This is a genomic window from Ruegeria sp. CG1 (genome assembly GCF_056537265.1).
Genome location: NZ_JBQFRF010000003.1, coordinates 58,163 through 78,011 on the forward strand (window position 1 = coordinate 58,163; position 19,849 = coordinate 78,011).

A 19,849-nucleotide genomic window follows, 5' to 3' on the forward strand; every position below is an offset into this window, starting at 1 on the left:
GGAAGGCCTTTGTGCGCGGCTCATCCGTTGCGATGCAGAATGCCCCGAACCGGACGATGCCTGCCGTGGCAATCGGGCAAAAATTATTATGTCGCGGCTGTCTTTCAGGTTCTGGTCACGTGGTTAACAGGGCCGAAAGTTCATTTGCTCCCTTTTTCAGGATACCCAGAAACGACATCAGGCTGTTGACGTTGTGACGTTGTGTCGGTGCATGAACCGAAAGTGTGCCCACCAATCGGCCTTGCCCATCTTGAACGGGTACTGCTAGGGCTGCCATTCCACTCATGAACTCTTCATCATCAGTGGAATAACCGTTCTGAGCGATATGTTGGATTTCCGTGCGCAATGACTGCGGATCGGTCAGGGAACTTTCAGTCTGTGGCTGTAGATTTCCTGCTGAAAGAAATCCATCCAGCGTTTTCTGCCGGAGCGTGGACAAGTACATCTTGCCGCTGGCGGTGCAATGAAAGGGAACCTGTGTCCCGACCGGTAATTGAATGCGCAAAGGCCACTTCGTCTCGACCCGGTCAAGATAAATCATGCCCTCTCGGTCAGGGATGGCGAGATTGCAGGTCTCACCAACTTGTTCGGCGACACTGCGTAAGATCGCCAAACGCGCTGTGCGCAGATGCTCGGACGACATGGTGTTGACTGAAAGCAACCTTAGTCGGTGCCCGGGACCGTATGAGCGGCCATCCAGATCGCGCTGCAGGAAACCTTCGGCCTCTGCTGTTTGCAACAAACGGTGGATTGTTGGTTTCGCCAGACCGAGTGTCTCGATCAGGTCCGATGGTTTGACGGCTACCCCGCGTCGCGCCACCTCCTCAAGGATGAGGAGAAGGCGCAAGTTAGTTGGGATCTGGGTTTCTTTGTCTTGTGTTTCCGTTTCGGCCATCCCGCAACAGTCTAGTTATTTGGCAGCAGGATCAAGGCCAGATCAGGTACAAGCGAGATCAAAATCCACACTGATATCAGCGCTGCTAGATAGGGCACAGTGTACCGAAGCAGACGGAAGTAGGGAACGCCAGTCACCCCTGATGCCACGTAGAGATTGAGACCGTAGGGTGGTGTGATGAAGCCAATCGAAGCCCCCACAAGGAAGATTACCGAGAAATGGATCGGATCAATCCCGACCGAGGCCGCAATCGGTGCCAGGATCGGGGCCAGGATAATCGTGACAGGCAGGCTTTCGAGTACCATGCCCGAGAAGAAAACGATCACCATCGAAGTAAACAGAACCGCATAGTAGCCACCCATCGAGGTTACGAAATCCCCAATGGTTTGCTGAGCGCCGAGCAATGACAGGATCTGCTGCATCACCACAGAAATCGCGATCAGCGGTGCGAGGATACCTGTGATCTGGGCCGAGCGGATCACGATTGAGGGGATCTCGGGGATCGTGAAGCCTTCGACGACAAACATCTCGGCATAGCTTTTTTCGGTGGGTGAGATGTCGTTCCGCGCGCCCATGATCCGATTGATCGGATAGCTGACCAACCCCGCAATAACGCAGAAGCCGACCGTCACTCCGGCTGCCTCAGTTGGTGAGAATTTGCCTGTGTATATACCCCACAGCACCAGCCCGATGGCGAAGAATCCAAGCCAGGCACCGAATGCAGTTTTCAACACCCGGTTCAGTTGCAGCGGGATCAGATGACCCCACCCGTTCATGCGGCAGATGATCCAGCAGGCGAACTGCATGCCAAAGACCATCAGCGCGCCAGGAAGGATACCCGCGACGAACAGCTCTGATATCGGCAGGTTCATCAGGAAGCCATAGACGATGAAGATGATCGAGGGAGGAATGATGATCCCCACCGTACCGCCTGCCGCCGCCGTGGCCGCGCTGAACCGTTCGTCATACCCCCCTTTGACCATCTCAGGGTGCAGCATCGAACCGATCGTGGCGGTTGTGGCCGAGTTTGAACCTGAGATTGCTGCGAACAATCCGCAAGCCCCAAGGGATGCCATCGCCAACCCGCCGCGTATCCAGCCCAGACAGGCATAGGCGAAATCGCTGAGCCGCCGCGCGATGCCCGATTTATTAATCAGGTCGCCGGTCAGGATGAAAAGCGGCATCGCCAGCAAGGCGAAACCCTTGTTGAACACGTTCAGAAGTTCAGCACCCATATTGTCCAGCGTCAGGCCAAGAACAAACGAACAGCCGATGACCCAATAGCCGATTACCAGCAAAACCGGCACGCCCAGCATGAACAGAAAGGTGACCGCAAGAGAGATCAGTGTGACCATAGTTCCGTCTGTCATCAGTCTGCTCCGATCACGGCCTGCTTGATCAGCGGCTCGCCTGTTTTCCAGTTGTTCAGATCATCGGCAAGGTTCTGAAACACGCGCCCGACCATCAGAAAGAACGACAGCGGTGCGGCCAGAAGGAACCACCACTGCATGATATTGTCTGTACCCAGAACGATCTGAAAGTTTGATGCCGACAATGCCACCAGCCGTGTTGTGGTCACGATGACGATCACCGCAAAGATGAACCACAATATTGCGTCGAGTATCAGGCAAGCCAATTGCCCAGCCCTCGGCATTGCAGTGCGGAATTCGCTGAAGCTCAGATGTGTGCGCAGGCGGACATTGTACGACGCCCCAAACCACGCCATGACCATGAACAGCAGCGGGGGAATGGTGGTCGACCAGGGTTCCTGATCGTTGAACACAAACCGGTCGATCACGCCCCAGAAGATGATTAATGCGATCGCAAGGTAGGAATACACCATCACCGACCGTTCCAGATGACGTTCAACAAAGGGCACCGCCCGATAGATCAACATGATCACGATTCCGCCAATCGCCGAGACAATCGCGCCCAACACCCAGGCGGCGTCGGATTCCAGTGCGGATTGAATCTCGAACGAATCCTGGCTGAGAAAGGCGCTGAAAATCGCGCCGATGTCTGCCCAAAACGACATGAACCCCGTCCTCCCAGTCGGTATGAAGTTGAACCGGCCCGCTCAGGGCCGGTTCGTAACAGTCTATCAGGCTTCGCCTTTCCACCAACGGCGCGGTTCGACATTTTCCGGCAGGGTGTCAGCCGGAATCTCGCGCGCGATGTCGTAGATTTCCTGATAGGTATCAATGCCGCCTGCCCATTTATTCAGACGTTCGCGCCACTGGGCCCAAGGCTCTGGGTTGTAGTTCGGAGCGCACATCTCTTCGGCCAGCTTGATCTGATCGTCAGCCAGGAATGCCGGGCGCACGCCATTTTCGGCGAAGATAGTGTCCGGCAATTGCGGCTCCGAGAAGCCTACAGTATTCAGCAATGCGGCTTCATTCGCACCCTGGATCAACGCTTGAGTGAAGTAGGAAGATTCCATAACTGCGTCTTGCAATTCTCCACTCAGACCGTCAAAGACCTCGGCCGACATGGACGTATGTTCAGTGCCGCAGAAAAATTTCAGATTGACCGACTGCGAAACCACCGGCGCCATGTTGGCGTAAGCCACGGCCGAGGCCCAGGTTTCCGCCCCATCGATCAGACCTGTCTTAAGCGCATCCAGTGTCTCTTCCCAAGCCACCGGGACTGGGTTCAGATTCAGCAATTGCATTGCGATCCGGCCCAACTGCGTACCCGTCACGCGGTTCTTGGTACCAAACAACTCTTCCAGTTTGGTGACGGTCGGCTTGTCGGCAAAGGTCGATCCCATTTGCAGGCCGCGTAGCTCACAATGGGTAAACAGGAACTTCAACCCGTGCCGTTTTTCCAGCGGATCACGCAGGATGCGTTGGCTCGCCGGGCTATAGAAGAAGTGATACTGCGCCGCGCGGCTGGGGAACATATAGGCGTAGTCCAGCACGTTCAGATAAGGTGCGCCTCCGGCCGAGTTCTGAGTTGAGGCAGCATAAATATCGACGATTCCCTGCTGGGTCTTTTCGACACAGCTCAGCTGGCCGCAGATCTGGTTGTCGCCGATGAATTCGATGCGAATCTCGCCGTCCGTGCGTTCTTCCAGGTCGCGCGCGAACTCAATTGCGCCGGCGCGTTCAATCAACAGGTTGCGGGTGTTGAAGCCCGGCGCGCCGAATTTCAGCGTGTGCTTCGGCTCTTTCGAAAAGCGCTTTTCATAGGTGGATTCGGCGGCCTGCGCCAGATTCGCCAGACTCATCGCGCCGCCGAACCCGCCCGCCGCCAGCAGTGTCGAGCTCATGCCGTAACGCCCGGCCACGCGGAAGAAATCTCGCCGTGAAATACCACTTAGTTTCCGTCCGATCTCCATTGCTTACCTCCCTGATCGCAATTATTGAGACGTTTTGTATCAAAAAAGGCTAGTATAATTCTTGCATCTTGCATAGAGTTTTTTTCAGCGACGTTGGAAGGAGGCGGTCATGGAGGTGGATTATGCAGTTGTTGGCGCAGGATCGTCGGGCTGTGTCATTGCCAATCGGTTGAGCGCAGACCCCAACACAACTGTTGCGCTGCTCGAAGCAGGTGGCCGCGATACCAACCCGTGGATTCACATCCCCGTCGGCTATTTCAAAACGATGCATAACCCCTCGGTTGACTGGTGCTATCGCACTGAGCCCGACCCCGGCCTTAACGGTCGATCCATCGACTGGCCACGGGGCAAGGTTCTGGGTGGCTCATCCTCGCTGAACGGGTTGCTCTATGTGCGTGGCCAGAAGGAAGATTACGACCGCTGGCGGCAAATGGGCAACGATGGTTGGGGCTGGGACGATGTGCTACCCCTGTTCAAACGCTGTGAGGATCAAGAGCGCGGCGAGGATGAATATCATGGCGTCGATGGCCCCTTGTCAGTGTCCAACATGCGCATTCAGCGCCCGATCTGCGATGCCTGGGTCGCGGCGGCACAGGCCGCCGGTTATCCGTTCAACCCAGATTATAACGGGGCCGAGCAAGAAGGCGTGGGTTACTTCCAACTGACCACGCGCAATGGGCGCCGCTGTAGCGCCGCCGTCGCCTATCTCAAGCCCATTCGCGGTCGTCAGAACCTCAACATCATCACCAAAGCGCTTGTGTCGCGTGTGGTTCTGAATGGGAAAAAAGTAACCGGGCTGGTCTACCGGGATCGTTCTGGTAACGAGCAGACACTGACTGTTCGGCGCGAGGTCATCCTGTCCGGCGGGGCGATCAACTCTCCCCAAATCCTGATGTTGTCAGGGATCGGAGAGCCGGATCATCTAAAGGAAAATGGTATCAAACCGCTGCACGCCCTGCCGGGTGTTGGCAAAGGTCTTCAGGATCACTTGCAGGCGCGGCTGGTGTTCAAATGCAATGAGCCCACACTGAATGACGAAGTTCGCAGCCTGTTCAATCAGGCGCGAATCGCGCTGAAATACGCACTATTTCGTGCAGGTCCGATGACAATGGCCGCCAGCCTTGCAACTGGTTTCATGAAAACCCGGCCCGATGTTGAGACGCCCGACATTCAGTTCCACGTGCAACCCTGGTCCGCCGACAGCCCAGGCGAAGGTGTGCATCCGTTTTCGGCCTTCACGATGTCGGTCTGCCAACTGCGTCCGGAAAGTCGGGGAGAGCTGCGCCTGAACGGACCGGACCCATCCGAACATGTCAAGATCATCCCGAACTATCTGTCCACTGAAACGGACTGCCGAACCATTGTCGACGGCGTGAACATCGCGCGCGGGATTGCCAAACAAAACCCTCTGGCCTCGAAGATTTCAGAAGAGTTTCGACCAACTGCAGAGCTGAGCTGCGAAGATTATGAAGGCACTCTGGATTGGGCCAGATCTAACAGCGTGTCGATCTACCACCCAACCGGCACCTGCGCGATGGGGAACGCCGAGACGTCTGTTGTCGACGCAAGACTAAAGGTACACGGTATTTCGAACCTGCGGGTGGCTGATTGTTCGATCATGCCGGAAATCGTCAGCGGCAACACCAACGCACCAGCGATCATGATTGGCGAAAAGGCAAGCGACCTGATAAAGGCGGATGCTTGAGAAATCTGCCATCGTATCTGATCGCCTGATCCCTACAGTATCAATAGATCAGAGCGTCAATCGCATCAAAAACGATCTGGCGCTGTGCCGGTGGTTGGAATCTGCATTCGCTTTGCGACCGCTTCGTCTTGTGACTAAACGAAGTCTGGTAACAGAACCTCGGATGATATTGCGTTAGCCAATAGTCCTAACCGCAACTCCAACTTTCCTTTGACCTCCCCCGCGTTTCGGCCGGCTCAAAGTCGATCTTTGCTGCCTACATTAATGTCTCAGGCAGCTCCCTTTGGCTGACATTCACGAATTCCAAAACGACACGCCACCTACGTACTAATGACGTGCCAGCAGGGAACTCATAATAAAGTCTTCAGCGCACACAATGATCCCGGTCATGGGCATTTCTGACAGCACACTACGATATGCACTGCCTTCCAGAACTTCGATCACCAGTTGTGACGCCTGAAGGGGATCCGGAACGGTGCGCAATTCACCGCCAGTAATTCCTCGCTTCACTACGGCTTCCAGGGCCTCAGTCAAACTCGATCGGTTCTCGACGAACAGCTGCGCGATGTCCGGTTGACGAACTGCTTCGCTCGAAATTTCCAACGTGAGAATAACGTTTTCCGGCGCAGCAAGGTATTTTGCGTAGGCCTTGATGAACTTTCTTATGACTTTGGGCGCGGGCGCATCTGAGTTCAGGATTTTCAGAAACGGCTCCATCTCGCGGCGTTCAAGTATTGCGATTTCTACAAGCACATCATGTTTGCCGCGAAAATGATTATAGAGATTTCCAAGGCTGACGCCCGCCCGCGCCGCGATATCGCGGACACCGGTCTGATGATAGCCGCGCTCAAGGAAACACATAACTGCGGCCTCCAAAATCTGGTTGCGACGCTTGGCTGTTGCCTTTTCCCGGATTGATTCCGGCTTCTTGATGTCATCGGACATTTTTTCAACTTAATATTGAACGAACGATCGTTCATAGTATATGACACTCTATCGAACGCCACAAGGTGCAATGGATTCGGCGGCACAGGAAAGACTGGTCTATGACAGAAAAAACTTTGGAAACTCGGCAAAGACCGACCCGGCGATGGCTTTGGATTGGACTATCGTTGGCACTGTTTGTAGCGATCGTCGTCCTCCTGTTTGATACAGAAGATACAATTGATGTTCAGGCAACAACGACCTCACCTCCGCCACCGACCGTCTCGGTCGTCACAGTAGTTTCGGCAACCGTACAAGCGCGGGTTTCGGCGTTTGCCGAAGTTCGGCCTCGGTGGGATGCCAAGCTGCGATCTGCTGTGTCCGGGCGCATCATTGCAGTACACAACGCCGCTTTGGCAGGGACTAAGGTGGAACGGGGTGCCCCTTTGTTTTCAATCGAAAATGCACCTTATCAAAGCGCCGTTGCAGCCGCTGAGATGGAGCTTGAGCAAGCGGAACTGGCGTTATTGCGCGCGCAGAACAAAGTGACAGTCGCGCAACGACAGTTTGACCGGGATGAAACAGAACCGCCAAACGAACTGGCTGTGAATCTACCGCAATTGCGCATTGCCGAGAAATCCGTTGCAGCTGCGCAGGCACGGCTGAATGCGGCGCGAAATGAACTGAAGGACGCGGAGGTTGTCGCCCCTTTTTCGGGATTTGTAACCCATCGCTTTGCCAGCCTGGGCCAGACGGTCAACCCAGGCGATGCCCTGATACACCTTTCGGACGACCAGCAATTCGAACTGGTCGCCGAGTTTAGTCAGGCGGACTGGGCGTTGTTGGATCATCCGATCTCTGGCGCCACTGCTGATCTGACACAGCGCTCGGGCGGAGCGTTGGGGCGGGCTCAAGTCCGGCGTGGAGGAGGGTTTCTGGATCAAGACACGCGGCAGGTGCGGGTCTTTCTGGATGTCACAAAGCCCGATGAACGCATACTCGCCGGAGACTTCCTGCAGGTTCACATTCCCGGACGCCGGATCTCGGACACATTAACCCTACCCGAAAGCGTCCTGACCCGTGCGGGATACATTTGGCTTGTAGACGATAACGACCAATTGCAGAGGCTTAGCCCGAACATCCTGTTCCGCAGCGAAAGTACAGTGACGGTATCGGCTCCCGAAGGGACCGGCCCGTGGCGCGTGGCCAAAACACCTTTGGCCTCGTTTCTACCGGGTCAGCGGGTGACGCCGCAATCAGATGGGGGCTGAGCCATGCATGCTCTGACATCCTGGTTTATCCGAAATCCGGTCGCTGCCAATTTGATGATGGCACTGATCCTATTTCTTGGGGTGCAAACGCTGCTGAACATTCGGATCGAAGGCTTCCCCCGCATTCCGCCGGAAAGTGTTACAATCGCGATCGAGTTTCCGGACGCCACAGCCGAACAGGTTGATGAATTGGTGACCCAGAAAGTTGAGCAGGCCCTCGAAGGTTTGGAGGGCGTGCGTAGTGTGACCTCACAATCCCAAAATGACCTAAGTGTCGTGACTGTCCGTCGCGCAGGTGGCCAGAAACTACAAGCCGTCCTGGATCGTGTCCGTATTCGGATCGACGGCTTGACTGATCTGCCTGATACTGCGCGCCGACCCGTGATCGAAGCCTCGGGTTTCGATTTTCCGGCGCTGTATCTGAACTTGTTCGGAGAAACAGACCCCGCCACATTGCAGAGCTTGGCGCAACGCCTGAAAGAAGAGTTGCTGGCGCAACCGGAATTGTCGCGGTTGCAAATCTGGGGCCTGATACCGCGGGAATTGCGCATTGAAATCGACCCGGCGTTGCTGCGCCACTATGGGTTGACGGTTTCGGATGTGACCCGTGCCATCGAAGGGAATTCGCTGGCATTTCAGGCAGGTCGTCTGAGGACCGATGGCGGTACGATCTATCTGCGGGCCGATGACAGGGCGAAATACGTGCCGGAATACGCAGCTCTGCCGATCATCGAACGTGACGACGGGTCCTATGTGCCTTTGGGCGATATTGCCAAAATCGAAGACGGGTTTCAGGACGGCGAGTACCTGTTTCGCCTGAACAGCAAACCAACCGTAGGGATGGAGGTTCTGGTCGGGCAGAAGGAAAACCTGCTGGAGATCAGTGATGTCGTGCGCAGCACGGTTGACGAGTTCAGCCGACAGCTGCCGTCGCAGGTTCAGGTCGAGATCTGGGGTGATAGCGCTGGCTACATCTCGGACCGCCTGGCGCTGTTGCGCTCAAACGGGGTGCAGGGTTTGATCCTTGTGACCCTGATGCTGTCGATTTTCCTGAACGTGCGTTTGGCCTTCTGGGTTGCCATGGGCATTCCTGTTTCGGTCATGGGGGCGCTTGCTGTCTCGGGCTCAAAATGGGTGGACTATTCGCTGAACGATGTCACGACTTTTGGTCTGATCATTGCCTTGGGAATTCTGGTCGATGATGCCGTTGTAGTCGGCGAAAGCGTTTTTGAAGAACACCGCAAGGGGAAGGACCCGATTAGGGACACGGAACGCGGCGTGCATCGCGTGGCTGTTGCGACCGTCTTTGGCGTGCTGACCACAATCGCAGCCTTTTTCCCGATGCTGTTGATCGACAATCCGCTGGGCAAGGTACTTGCCGGGTTCGCGGGCATCGTGATCCTGACACTGATCTTTTCGCTTATCGAAAGCAAATTCATCCTGCCCGCCCATCTGGCGCAGGTTCCGATGCGGCAAGAGCGTCGATACCTGCTGACCCGCTTGTGGGGGCGGGTACAGGATTCTGCGCAGGGCGGGTTGTACTGGGTGCGGGATCGCATCTACCAGCCTTTGCTCGTCGCGGCGGTGCGTCAGCGCTATGCCGTGCTGATCTTGTTCATTGCCGCCGCAACGCTGGGGCTTGGTCTGATGTACAAGGGCAAGGTCAGGACGGTGTTCTTTCCCGAGGTGCCCGGTCAGGTCATCACGATGAACCTGGAGATGGATGCCCGCGCCCCCTTTGCACTGACCCGCACGAACGTGAATCGGATCGAAGACGTGTTGAACGAGCTGAACGTCGAGCTTGCAGAAGAGGCGAGTATGTCTGCTCCACCCGTTCAGACAGTATTCACCATCATCAACAGCGCTGGAAATGCGCAAATATTCGCTGAAATGATCCCGGTAGCTGAGCGTCCGAATGTCCCGATCCTTTCCGTGGTCCGCGAATGGCGCGACCGGGTCGGTGCGGTCGAGGGCGCCACTGAGTTGGAGTTCACCGGATCGGAAACGCTTGCCGCAGGGTTCCGAATCCGGTTGGCGTCAAAAGACGAAGACCTTCTGCAGCAAGCCAGCGCCGAAATGAAAGGTTTCCTGTCGAACATCGAGGGCGTGGCAAATGTAAGGGATGGGTTGGTGGGCGGCCAACCTGAACTGAAACTCCGCCTGCGCCCGGACGCGCGGCACCTTGGTTTTAACGCCGAGGCTCTGGCCAGACAGATTGGCTATGGGTTCGGCGGGGCCGAGGTGACCAAGGTCAGACGCGATGGGTCCGAAGTCCGCGTAGTCGTACAGAACGCGCGTGAAAACCGCGATACGTTGGCGGATCTGGTGCAGACCCGGTTGCGCAGCGCATCCGGCGCCTGGGTGCCGCTTGAGACCGTCGCCGAAATCGAGGGCACCTATGCCTCTGGCACTATCGATCGCCGTGACGGCAAGCGCATGAACATCGTAGCCGCGTCCATCGACCGCGACCTTGTTGCTCCCGAAGAGGTGGGGCAGGCGGTGTTCGAGCAGCTGGTCCCGAAACTCCGTGCCAAATATCCCAGCGTAACCGTCCTGCCGGCCGGTGAACTGGAAGAAATGGCCGATATAAGCGATGGCCTGAAGCGCGCGCTGTTGCTGGCAGCCGTTCTGATCTATGTGCTGATGGCCGTGCCGTTGAAAAGCTATTGGCAGCCTTTCGTCATTCTGGCCATCGTGCCATTCGGCTTTATCGCAGCCGCCGTCGGGCACCTGATCATGGATGTCTCGCTGTCGCTGTTTTCGTTCTTCGGCATGCTTGCTCTGACCGGTGTGATTGTGAACGACAGTCTGGTCATGATCACCCGCTACAATCAGGCGCGAGAGGAAGGTCAGCCCGTGAATCTGGCGCTGAGAAGCGCAGGCATTGGACGTTTCAAGGCGATCTTTCTGACCACCGCAACTACAGTGATTGGTCTGCTGCCTTTGCTGACCGAAACCTCTGAGCAAGCACAGTATCTGATCCCTGCGGCAATCTCTTTAGCTTTTGGAGAACTCTTCGGCACAGCCCTCATGCTGCTGCTGGTGCCGGTACTGATCGCCATCACCGAGGATGTCATTGCCATTTTCAAGTCACCCCTTCCGCAGCCTTCTGAAGAAAGGACAAAGCCATGATACGGAACCTTCTAGCCCCTGCGTTCGCCGTGGTAACGCTTGCGACACCGGCCGCCGCCGAGGGTCTGAATGTGACTGTGGACGGCATCCGCAACGCCAACGGCAACATCGTGATCCTTGTATTCGATAACGCGCGCGCCTTTGACAGTTTGGATGTCTGGAGCGCCATTGACTACGCCCAGATTCCGTCACGTAAAGGCAGCGTCAGCCATGAGTTTTCTGACCTGAACACGGGCCCATACGCTGTGCTGTTGTTTCATGACGAAAACAAGGACGATGACCTGAACATGACTGAGACAAAACTGTTGGAGGGGCTGGGTTCAACAGGTGCCTCAGACCCTCAGGACGAGCCGGATTTCAAGGCTGCCTCGGTCTGGCCGGGCGATGTGCGTGTTCGCATTCACTATGATCAGTAATTCGACATGCTGACAGATCGAAAACTGACAATCGGCACGCTTCTGAGTGTGTTCCGCTGGCGCGTAGGGCTTACGTGGTTCCTGATCCTGGTTGAAACTGCCCTGACAGTTTTGATTCCGCTGTTCGTCGGCTTCGCCATAGATGGATTGCTGAGCGAAGATTTTCAGCCCTTTGTGCAGTTAGGTGCGCTCATGGTTGCCCTTACTATGATCAGCGTGATCCGGCGGATTTACGATACACGTGTCTACGGTATGATCCGTGTCGAATTGGGCAAGGCGCTTGCCGCGCGGTTTTCAAATCTTCCAATTTCGTCGCTGAACGCCCGGATCGGGATGGGGCGCGAACTGGCCGACTTTCTTGAAGAGATCCTGCCTTCGGCAATCGCGGGGGTGGTGCAGTTCGTCATATCAGCAATTTTGCTGTTTTACTTCTCGCCAGTTCTGGCCCTGTCTGCCTGTGGGGTTCTTGTCGGAATGATATCTGTGTACGCTCTGTTTCATTCGACGTTTTGGCAATGGAACCGTGCGCTGAATGAGCAAATGGAGCATCAGGTCAGTGTTCTGGAACAACGACGTGACCGTCCGGTTTTCGTCCACCTGAGTAAACTGCGCCGGTTCGAAGTAAAGCTCTCGGATACCGAAGCCGTTCTGTATGGCGTAATCTTCATTCTGTTAATAGGTCTGCTCCTATTCAACCTGTGGTTCGCGACCCAAAACCTGGATGCGACACCGGGCATGATATTTTCGATTATCAGCTATTCGTGGGAGTTTGCGGAAGCCGCACTTGCTTTGCCCGTCACCTTACAATCCTGGTCTCGCCTGTCAGAGATTACGACCAGGTTGCAGAGCGATTGATCAGGCTTGCATACCATAATTGGCGTGATACGGGATTTGTAATCAGGAAGTAATCAGTCCATTCCGGTCGTGCGCAGCCTAGCTAAAGGAGGGGTAAAAAGAGCCGATAAACTAGAGCTTTGTGAATTCAGACAAAGCCTGCAACGGGCGCAGTATGACTGAAGATCGGGCGTCGCGCTGTAATCGTTCGATGAGCTTCTTGAATATGGCCGGATTTCAATAGCAGATTCAGGTAAGTCAGCTCCAAAAGGTCACGCTGTGCGCGGCTGCCGCCCAGACGAGCGTGATCTGCCATAACCGGTGTCAGCTGTTGCAGCGCATCCGTCCAATCTTGTTGCGCAATCGCGCCCCACGCACGGGCCACCGGGCGAACAAGATCTGCCGCAAAACCCAAGCTTGTTTCGGTCAGAACCGCAAGGCGCTCTCCTTCCCCTGCCATTGCATGAGCCAGCGCGCCATGTATGTCCGCAAAACTCATGCCTGGGTTTGGAAAAAACCGTGATGCGTATTCGCTCAGGTCGCGCCAAAGTTTGGGCGCAACTGTTAGACCCGCAATTTCAGTGCGGTGCAAAAGTGCAGCAGCATCGGTTAGAACATTTATCGGCAACGAATAGGACGCTGCGGGTGCGATAGCTCCCTCGTAAATCGTCCATAGCTCAGCCTCATCCCCTTGCTCCAAGGCCCACAGAGCGCGATGCCAACTTAAGTGGCCGTGCAATACCGAGCGCACATCATAATCCGCGATCCAGTCGGCAAGGTATGCGCGACCGGCCTCTCCATAACCTTGCTCGTAGAGCGTGTGCGCTTTGAAGTGTGACGCGTTTGCATTGGCGTTGTTCAAAGCGAGCGAGCCGTCCATCATGGACATGGCCTCATCAAGCCGCCCAACTTCGCATAGCGCCTGACCGTGTACGCTCATAACCCACCAGTCTTCGCCCAAGGCATCAAATAATTTGGTCGTGTAGGCAAGTTGCGTGCTTTCCCGACCAGGCTCACCCGATGTCCCAATCAAACCAAAAATGTTGGTACAGATCTGCGCGACAAGGACATCGCGGGGGTGATGAGCAGCGTGCTTCAGAACTGCGCTTCGTGCCTGTAAGACACGTCCCTGAAGCAAGAGATCGAATACCGCAAGATGACCCTCCTCGCGCTCAGTCAACCCAGATGCGCAGGCGCGGGCCGACGCCATTGCCTCTTGAGCGCCAGACATATCGTTTTCATACATTCGAGCTCGAGCAAGCCCAACGTGACCGAGGGCGAAGCCGGGATCGGCCGTGATGGCGGCGAAAAAAGCTTCGCTTGCACCAAACGTTGCTGCAAGGATGTGATCAAGCCCCGCGACATAGGCGTCCCGCGCCTCTGGCAGGCCGGTCGTCAGCGTCAGTCCATACCGGTCAACCAGCATCTCCATACTCCCACTTTCGTCAGCATACTCAAACGTGCGTGCTCGCGACTGCCCAACGCTAGCACAAAAAGCGAAACCATAAGCACTATTGTGGATAATCGATTGCTATAAGGATCGAACCATCGGTTAACGGGTTGGCCTTCTGGCCTTCACTGCTGATTGAAAAGAACTGATTGAACCAAGCGTGCCTCATAGCCTTTCTTTGCCAATAGGGTTGTCCGAAGGAGGCACAGCGATGAGGTGCACATTGCCTACCAAGTATATGGCGATGGCTTTCTCGCTACGTTTGACGGACCCGGCCAGGCGATCCATCGTGGCAAGGCGATTGGCGATGCCATTTCCAAGCTGAATCTGGAAGTTCGCATAGGGTTTCACACAGGCGAGGTCGAAGTTTCTTTGCATTATGTGCGCGGAATTTCCGTTAACACTGCAGCGCGTATCTCAGAATTGGGCGGAGGCGGCGACATCGTCGTTTCCAGAACAGTAAAAGATCTGGTGGCTGGGTCCGGTCTGGACTTCGAAAGTCTTGTAACAAAAGAACTGAAGGGCTTATCCGAAGACTGGCAAGTTTATAAAGCGGTCTAAAGGCATCTCTAGCCATTCCACCCAGCAGCTTTCGGAAGTCACAAATTAAACATCAAATGATGACGGCGGGAGGGGTCGAGCAGATCTTCATTAGCCTTAAATTGTGGTTTTCACCCAATCAATATGAACGGCGGATTTGGCCTCAAAGCCGCCGAATAGCAGCGTGCTAGCCACCTCGGCACGAATGCTTCGGAGCTGGGCATCGCCTAATGTGTAACCGCTCTTTGAACGTCCGACATCGTTGATCCATTTGCCAAACGCATACTTTTTAGCCAATTTGCGACAATGGAGTTTCTCGACGTCAGCCACAACAGTTTCCTCGTCGCCATGTCCTGCATTGTTGCCTTCGTGGCAGGGTTTACAGGATTGTCGATGACGCGAGATCTTTCGACGAAGCCGGTCTTTGAAAAGAAGGCCTCGGTGGCTCTTGCGGCTGTTTCGCTTGGCGGTGGAATCTGGGCCATGCACTTCGTGGCCATGCTCGGGCTTCAGATGCCGATCCTGTTCTATTACGACGCTGCAATCACACTTGTGTCTGCCCTTGTCGCGATCCTGCTCGTCGGAGCTGCGCTTATTCTGTTGCATTTCACCGAACGCAACCGCGCCACGATTGCGATGGCAGGAGGCGTTGTTGGGTTGGGCATCTTGGCGATGCACTATATTGGCATGGCTGGCTTGGAGCTTTGCCGGGCAGTGTATACGCCCAGTGGCGTCATCTTGTCCTCGATTGCTGCAATAGCGCTTTGTATGCTGGCTTTCGCGATTGCCTACGGGCAGCGAACAAACAGAAACATTTTGCTGGGCACTTTGTGTTTTGCAGCGGCGGTTTGCACCGTTCATTTTCTTGCTCTGGCGAGCACCCGTTTCGTCGCGGTGCCAAGTGGGGTTGAGTTTGGCCCGTTGATGAGCAATGAGACGCTGGCCATTGGCGTAATCCTGTTCAGTTTCATCATATTTGGTGCTTGCTTGTGGGTCAGCGTGACCTATTTGCCTGGACCTTCGAGGAAAGACCCGGAGCCAACAGAAGCGGCCGTGGATGTAAAACCATTGCTGCAAATTCCTTGCGAACGGGATGGTGGAAAGGTCTTCATCTCTGCCGAAGATGTTTTGTTTTTGCGCGCGGATGGGCACTACACCCAAGTTTACACCGAAACGGATCGGTTGTTTTGTGTCTGGCCAGTGACCGAGGCCGCGAAGCGATTGGTGCCCACCGGATTTCTCCAGACCCACCGCAGCTACCTTGTCAATCCTCAGCGCGTGGCGCGGTTTGAGCGGACCAAGGATAAGGGCCGATGCCTGTTCGACGGGGATGGTTTACCACCCGCGCCGGTCAGTCGATCCAAACTCAAGACGGTTCAGGATGCGCTTGCATCGCAGGTGGGCGCAATTCGTGCGACCTAGGGCGCATTTCGTGCAAAATACCTGTTTTTTGTTGATTTCCTGAAGCGTCGCCATCCAAGCGCATGCAGTGATCCGTTCAGCCAGAACATTTGCTTGAAGGGAGGAGAGCCGATGATTCCAGCGGCATTCGAATACTACAGACCCAAGGACATGGCCGGTGTGCTGTCGATCCTGGAAGAGCATGGCGATGATGCCCGCGTCATGGCCGGTGGGCACAGCCTGATTCCGATGATGAAGTTGCGGATGGCGGATGTGCCGCATCTGATCGATCTTCAGGATGTTGGCGGCATGTCTGATATCGAGATCGGAGGTGACAGTATCCGCATCGGTGCGATGGTCACCCAGCACGCGATTATTGATCACGACGCACTGGCTGAGGCCGCTCCGATTCTGCGCGAAGCTGCCCTTCAGATCGCAGACCCGCAAGTCCGATACATGGGGACAGTTGGTGGCAACGTGGCCAATGGCGACCCCGGCAATGACATGCCCGGCCTGATGCAGTGCCTGAATGCGCGCTTTACTGTCGAGGGTCCTGACGGGGAACGCGACATCGCTGCCCGCGAGTTTTACGAAGCCGCCTACATGACTGCTCGGGAAGACGAAGAAGTGTTGACGGCAGTCACCATCCCAACGCCGCATGGCGGTTACGCCTATGAAAAACAAAAGCGCAAGATTGGCGATTATGCTACCGCTGCTGCTGCAGTCCAGATCGTGAAAGATGGTGGCACCTGTGCCTCCGCCTCGATTGCAATGACCAATCTGAGCGACACACCGGTCTTTTCCGAGGCGGCTGGGGCCGCTCTGGTTGGCACCGGCGTCGATGCAAATGCCATTAAGACCGCTGTGGCCGCCATGCTCGGTGATATTGACCCCACCGAGGACAACCGCGGCCCCGTCGCTTTCAAGAAACACGTGGCAGGTATCATTCTGACCCGCGCCATTGAGCGCGCCTGGTCGCGTGCGTGAGGAGATCGTCCGATGTCAAAGAAACAACTCTATAAGATCACGGTGAACGGCAAGGAAGAGGAATTCCTTGCCGAGCCACGCGAACTTCTCATCTACACGCTGCGCGAGCGGCTCAACATCACCGGCCCGCATATTGGTTGCGAGACTTCCCATTGTGGCGCTTGCACCGTCACCATTGATGGCAAATCAGTCAAGTCCTGCACCATGTTCGTGGCGCAGGCCGATGGCAAGGATATCACAACCATCGAAGGCATCGGTGGGCCTGACGCGCTGCACCCGCTGCAAGAGGCGTTTAAGGAACATCACGGGCTGCAATGCGGCTACTGCACTCCGGGCATGATCACACGTGCGGCAAAGTTGCTCGAAGAGAACCCGAACCCGTCCGAGGAAGAGATCCGTTTTGGCATGGCAGGTAATATCTGCCGCTGTACCGGGTATCAGAACATCGTGAAGTCCATCAAAGCCGCAGCGGCCGAGATGAATGCAGCCAAGGAGGCGGCCCAATGAATGACATGACACCAGATCGTGAGGAACGCACCGCGAACCTCAAGGGCATGGGCTGTTCGCGCAAAAGGGTGGAAGATGCCCGCTTTACTCAAGGCAAGGGCAACTACGTCGATGACGTGAAGCTTGACGGGATGCTCTTTGGAGATTTCGTCCGCTCTCCCTACGCTCACGCACGGATCACCAACATCGATACGGCGGCAGCGCTTGAAGTGCCCGGCGTTCTCGCTGTGCTGACCGCCAAGGACCTTGAACCGCTCGGCCTCCATTGGATGCCGACGCTGGCCGGCGACAAGCAAATGGTTCTGGCCGATGGCAAGGTTCTGTTTCAAGGCCAGGAAGTGGCGTTTGTGGTGGCCGAAGACCGCTATGCGGCGGCAGATGGAATCGAGGCCGTCGAAGTCGAATACGAAGAGCTTGAGGTTCTGGTCGATCCGTTCAAGGCGATGGAATCAGAGATAGTTCTGCGTGAAGACACCGTGGGCGAGGATGGCAAACCAATCGATGGAGCACATGGTCCTCGAAAGCATCACAACCACATCTTCACGTGGGAAGCGGGCGACAAGGGTCCAACATTCGAGACAATCGACAATGCCGAGGTCGTTGCCGAAGAGACCATGTATTACCACCGTACGCACCCATGCCCACTGGAAACCTGCGGCTGTGTCGCCTCAATGGACAAGGTCAATGGCAAGCTGACTCTTTGGGGCACGTTCCAGGCGCCTCATGCTATCCGCACTGTGGTCAGCCTGATTTCCGGGATCGAGGAACACAATATCCGTGTGATCTCTCCCGATATTGGCGGCGGGTTTGGAAATAAGGTTGGGGCCTATCCGGGCTATGTGTGTTCGGTCGTCGCCTCCATCGTCACCGGCAAGCCGGTAAAGTGGATCGAAGACCGAATGGACAATCTGATGACCACCGCCTTTGCCCGCGACTATTGGATGAAGGGCCGCATTTCTGCCACCAAGGACGGCAAGATCACCGGGTTGCATTGCCATGTGACAGCGGACCATGGTGGATTTGACGCCTGCGCCGACCCAACCAAATTCCCGGCGGGTTTCATGAATATCTGCACCGGATCTTACGACATCCCGACTGCATTCCTTGAGGTTGATGGCGTCTACACCAACAAAGCGCCGGGCGGGGTCAGCTACCGTTGTTCCTTCCGCGTGACAGAGGCGGTTTATTTCATCGAACGGATGATCGAGGTGCTGGCGATCGAGTTGAACATGGACGCGGCAGATTTGCGCCGGATCAACTTCATCAAGAAAGAGCAATTCCCCTATCAGGCTGCGCTTGGCTGGGAATATGACTCTGGCGATTATCACACTGCCTGGGACAAAGCGCTCAGCACCGTCGACTACGAGGGATTGCGCAAGGAACAGGCCGAGCGTGTAGAGGCGTTCAAACGGGGCGAAACGCGCAAGCTCATGGGAATCGGTCTCAGTTTCTTCACTGAGATCGTGGGTGCCGGCCCAGTGAAGAATTGCGATATCCTGGGTCTCGGCATGTTCGATAGCTGCGAAATTCGCATCCATCCCACGGGCTCTGCAATTGCACGGCTTGGAACGATTTCGCAGGGGCAAGGCCACGCGACGACATTCGCACAGATACTGGCCTCCGAGATCGGATTACCTGCCGATAGCATCACCATCGAAGAGGGCGACACCGATACCGCGCCCTATGGTCTGGGCACCTACGGCTCGCGCTCGACCCCGGTTGCCGGGGCGGCTACGGCCATGGCTGGCCGCAAGATCCGCGCCAAGGCGCAAATGATCGCGGCCTATCTGTTGGAAGTGCATGACGATGACGTCGAGTTCGACGTCGACCGTTTCGTGGTCAAAGGAGCGCCCGAGCGGTTCAAGACCATGAAAGAAATCGCATTCGCCGCCTACAATCAGGCCATTCCAGGGATTGAGCCAGGGCTTGAAGCGGTCAGCTACTATGACCCGCCAAACATGACTTATCCGTTCGGTGCCTATGTTTGCGTGATGGATATTGATGTGGATACAGGCGTGCCAGACATCCGCCGCTTCTACGCTCTGGACGATTGCGGTACCCGGATCAACCCGATGATCATCGAAGGACAGGTGCATGGCGGCCTGACCGAAGCACTCGCCGTCGCTTTGGGCCAGGAAATCGCCTATGACGATCAGGGCAACGTGAAGACGGGCACGCTGATGGATTTCTTCCTGCCGACCGCATGGGAGGTTCCGAACTACGAGACCGACTACACCGTCACGCCGTCGCCACATCATCCCATCGGTGCGAAGGGCGTGGGCGAAAGTCCGCATGTGGGCGGGGTGCCATGCTTCTCCAACGCGGTGCAGGATGCGTTCCGGGCCTTTGGTCTGCGGCATACCAACATGCCACATGATCACTGGCGGATCTGGAAGACCGCCAATGAGCTTGGCCTGCACGGCTAAAGGCGAAAGGCAGGGCGGAGA

At 55.9% G+C, this 19,849-nt stretch carries 17 protein-coding genes; 10 read left to right on the plus strand and 7 right to left on the minus strand.

Annotation, left to right across the window (positions count from 1 at the left end):
- Positions 1 to 115: 115 nt before the first annotated feature.
- From ACR0AU_RS09850 to ACR0AU_RS09865, 4 genes are all read right to left on the minus strand, one after another.
- A complete protein-coding gene (locus ACR0AU_RS09850; RefSeq protein ID WP_170661686.1) occupies positions 116 to 895 on the minus strand; it encodes an IclR family transcriptional regulator in 780 nt (259 codons plus the stop codon).
- An 11-nt stretch (positions 896 to 906) separates the two neighbouring features.
- Positions 907 to 2,265: a TRAP transporter large permease gene (locus ACR0AU_RS09855; protein WP_170594355.1), complete on the minus strand. Its 1,359-nt coding sequence runs from the start codon at positions 2,263 to 2,265 to the stop codon at positions 907 to 909.
- A complete protein-coding gene (locus tag ACR0AU_RS09860; protein ID WP_170392533.1) occupies positions 2,265 to 2,930 on the minus strand; it encodes a TRAP transporter small permease in 666 nt (221 codons plus the stop codon). Before ACR0AU_RS09860 ends, ACR0AU_RS09855 begins: the two co-directional genes overlap by 1 nt.
- A gap of 66 nt (positions 2,931 to 2,996) precedes the next feature.
- Entirely contained in the window at positions 2,997 to 4,235 is a 1,239-nt protein-coding gene (locus ACR0AU_RS09865; protein WP_480795624.1) for a TRAP transporter substrate-binding protein, read from the minus strand.
- Positions 4,236 to 4,344: 109 nt separating this feature from the next.
- Here ACR0AU_RS09865 and ACR0AU_RS09870 point away from each other — a divergent pair, with 109 nt between their 5' ends.
- The gene (locus ACR0AU_RS09870; RefSeq protein WP_480795625.1) at positions 4,345 to 5,940 is read left to right on the plus strand and encodes a GMC family oxidoreductase; all 1,596 of its coding nucleotides are present in this window, start codon (positions 4,345 to 4,347) and stop codon (positions 5,938 to 5,940) included.
- A gap of 327 nt (positions 5,941 to 6,267) precedes the next feature.
- Here ACR0AU_RS09870 and ACR0AU_RS09875 read toward each other — a convergent pair whose 3' ends face one another.
- Positions 6,268 to 6,885: a TetR/AcrR family transcriptional regulator gene (locus tag ACR0AU_RS09875; protein ID WP_170733069.1), complete on the minus strand. Its 618-nt coding sequence runs from the start codon at positions 6,883 to 6,885 to the stop codon at positions 6,268 to 6,270.
- 101 nt (positions 6,886 to 6,986) lie between these two features.
- Here ACR0AU_RS09875 and ACR0AU_RS09880 point away from each other — a divergent pair, with 101 nt between their 5' ends.
- Genes ACR0AU_RS09880 through ACR0AU_RS09895 form a run of 4 tightly spaced genes read left to right on the plus strand, consistent with a single transcriptional unit; the run spans position 6,987 to position 12,538 of the window.
- Positions 6,987 to 8,135: an efflux RND transporter periplasmic adaptor subunit gene (locus ACR0AU_RS09880; protein ID WP_480592754.1), complete on the plus strand. Its 1,149-nt coding sequence runs from the start codon at positions 6,987 to 6,989 to the stop codon at positions 8,133 to 8,135.
- A 3-nt stretch (positions 8,136 to 8,138) separates the two neighbouring features.
- A complete protein-coding gene (locus tag ACR0AU_RS09885) occupies positions 8,139 to 11,267 on the plus strand; it encodes an efflux RND transporter permease subunit (protein ID WP_480795626.1) in 3,129 nt (1,042 codons plus the stop codon).
- Entirely contained in the window at positions 11,264 to 11,683 is a 420-nt protein-coding gene (locus ACR0AU_RS09890) for a DUF2141 domain-containing protein (RefSeq protein WP_170646658.1), read from the plus strand. The genes ACR0AU_RS09885 and ACR0AU_RS09890 overlap by 4 nt, the downstream gene beginning before the upstream one ends.
- A gap of 6 nt (positions 11,684 to 11,689) precedes the next feature.
- The gene (locus tag ACR0AU_RS09895) at positions 11,690 to 12,538 is read left to right on the plus strand and encodes an ABC transporter six-transmembrane domain-containing protein (RefSeq protein ID WP_480795627.1); all 849 of its coding nucleotides are present in this window, start codon (positions 11,690 to 11,692) and stop codon (positions 12,536 to 12,538) included.
- Positions 12,539 to 12,665: 127 nt separating this feature from the next.
- Here ACR0AU_RS09895 and ACR0AU_RS09900 read toward each other — a convergent pair whose 3' ends face one another.
- On the minus strand, positions 12,666 to 13,943 hold the full coding sequence (locus ACR0AU_RS09900; protein ID WP_480795628.1) for a tetratricopeptide repeat protein: 1,278 nt from the start codon (positions 13,941 to 13,943) through the stop codon (positions 12,666 to 12,668).
- Between the two features lie 240 nt (positions 13,944 to 14,183).
- Here ACR0AU_RS09900 and ACR0AU_RS09905 point away from each other — a divergent pair, with 240 nt between their 5' ends.
- A complete protein-coding gene (locus ACR0AU_RS09905; protein WP_170733066.1) occupies positions 14,184 to 14,528 on the plus strand; it encodes an adenylate/guanylate cyclase domain-containing protein in 345 nt (114 codons plus the stop codon).
- A gap of 96 nt (positions 14,529 to 14,624) precedes the next feature.
- Here ACR0AU_RS09905 and ACR0AU_RS09910 read toward each other — a convergent pair whose 3' ends face one another.
- Positions 14,625 to 14,837 (minus strand): hypothetical protein, encoded by a 213-nt coding sequence (locus ACR0AU_RS09910; RefSeq protein WP_170513065.1) that lies wholly within the window; start codon positions 14,835 to 14,837, stop codon positions 14,625 to 14,627.
- On the opposite strand from ACR0AU_RS09910, the gene ACR0AU_RS09915 reads away from it, so the two are divergent.
- The 4 genes from ACR0AU_RS09915 to ACR0AU_RS09930 all read left to right on the plus strand — a co-directional run bounded on the left by ACR0AU_RS09915 (position 14,814) and on the right by ACR0AU_RS09930 (position 19,828).
- Positions 14,814 to 15,929, plus strand: coding sequence for an MHYT domain-containing protein (locus ACR0AU_RS09915; RefSeq protein WP_170802047.1), 1,116 nt, complete (start codon positions 14,814 to 14,816; stop codon positions 15,927 to 15,929). The two genes, ACR0AU_RS09910 and ACR0AU_RS09915, sit on opposite strands and share 24 nt — an antisense overlap.
- 111 nt (positions 15,930 to 16,040) lie before the next feature.
- Entirely contained in the window at positions 16,041 to 16,895 is an 855-nt protein-coding gene (locus ACR0AU_RS09920; RefSeq protein WP_480795629.1) for an FAD binding domain-containing protein, read from the plus strand.
- Positions 16,896 to 16,907: 12 nt separating this feature from the next.
- Positions 16,908 to 17,402: a (2Fe-2S)-binding protein gene (locus ACR0AU_RS09925; RefSeq protein ID WP_480795630.1), complete on the plus strand. Its 495-nt coding sequence runs from the start codon at positions 16,908 to 16,910 to the stop codon at positions 17,400 to 17,402.
- Positions 17,399 to 19,828, plus strand: a complete 2,430-nt coding sequence (locus tag ACR0AU_RS09930) for an aerobic carbon-monoxide dehydrogenase large subunit (protein WP_480752316.1) — start codon at positions 17,399 to 17,401, stop codon at positions 19,826 to 19,828. The genes ACR0AU_RS09925 and ACR0AU_RS09930 overlap by 4 nt, the downstream gene beginning before the upstream one ends.
- The last annotated feature ends 21 nt before the right edge of the window (positions 19,829 to 19,849 follow it).

Excerpts from the sequence above, each read along its gene's own strand:
- ACR0AU_RS09850 (WP_170661686.1), bottom strand. The coding sequence starts at position 895 with ATGGCCGAAACGGAAACACAAGACAAAGAAACCCAGATCCCAACTAAC.
- ACR0AU_RS09855 (WP_170594355.1), bottom strand. The coding sequence starts at position 2,265 with ATGACAGACGGAACTATGGTCACACTGATCTCTCTTGCGGTCACCTTT.
- ACR0AU_RS09860 (WP_170392533.1), bottom strand. The coding sequence starts at position 2,930 with ATGTCGTTTTGGGCAGACATCGGCGCGATTTTCAGCGCCTTTCTCAGC.
- ACR0AU_RS09865 (WP_480795624.1), bottom strand. The coding sequence starts at position 4,235 with ATGGAGATCGGACGGAAACTAAGTGGTATTTCACGGCGAGATTTCTTC.
- ACR0AU_RS09870 (WP_480795625.1), top strand. The coding sequence starts at position 4,345 with ATGGAGGTGGATTATGCAGTTGTTGGCGCAGGATCGTCGGGCTGTGTC.
- ACR0AU_RS09875 (WP_170733069.1), bottom strand. The coding sequence starts at position 6,885 with ATGTCCGATGACATCAAGAAGCCGGAATCAATCCGGGAAAAGGCAACA.
- ACR0AU_RS09880 (WP_480592754.1), top strand. The coding sequence starts at position 6,987 with ATGACAGAAAAAACTTTGGAAACTCGGCAAAGACCGACCCGGCGATGG.
- ACR0AU_RS09885 (WP_480795626.1), top strand. The coding sequence starts at position 8,139 with ATGCATGCTCTGACATCCTGGTTTATCCGAAATCCGGTCGCTGCCAAT.
- ACR0AU_RS09890 (WP_170646658.1), top strand. The coding sequence starts at position 11,264 with ATGATACGGAACCTTCTAGCCCCTGCGTTCGCCGTGGTAACGCTTGCG.
- ACR0AU_RS09895 (WP_480795627.1), top strand. The coding sequence starts at position 11,690 with ATGCTGACAGATCGAAAACTGACAATCGGCACGCTTCTGAGTGTGTTC.
- ACR0AU_RS09900 (WP_480795628.1), bottom strand. The coding sequence starts at position 13,943 with ATGCTGGTTGACCGGTATGGACTGACGCTGACGACCGGCCTGCCAGAG.
- ACR0AU_RS09915 (WP_170802047.1), top strand. The coding sequence starts at position 14,814 with ATGGAGTTTCTCGACGTCAGCCACAACAGTTTCCTCGTCGCCATGTCC.
- ACR0AU_RS09920 (WP_480795629.1), top strand. The coding sequence starts at position 16,041 with ATGATTCCAGCGGCATTCGAATACTACAGACCCAAGGACATGGCCGGT.
- ACR0AU_RS09925 (WP_480795630.1), top strand. The coding sequence starts at position 16,908 with ATGTCAAAGAAACAACTCTATAAGATCACGGTGAACGGCAAGGAAGAG.
- ACR0AU_RS09930 (WP_480752316.1), top strand. The coding sequence starts at position 17,399 with ATGAATGACATGACACCAGATCGTGAGGAACGCACCGCGAACCTCAAG.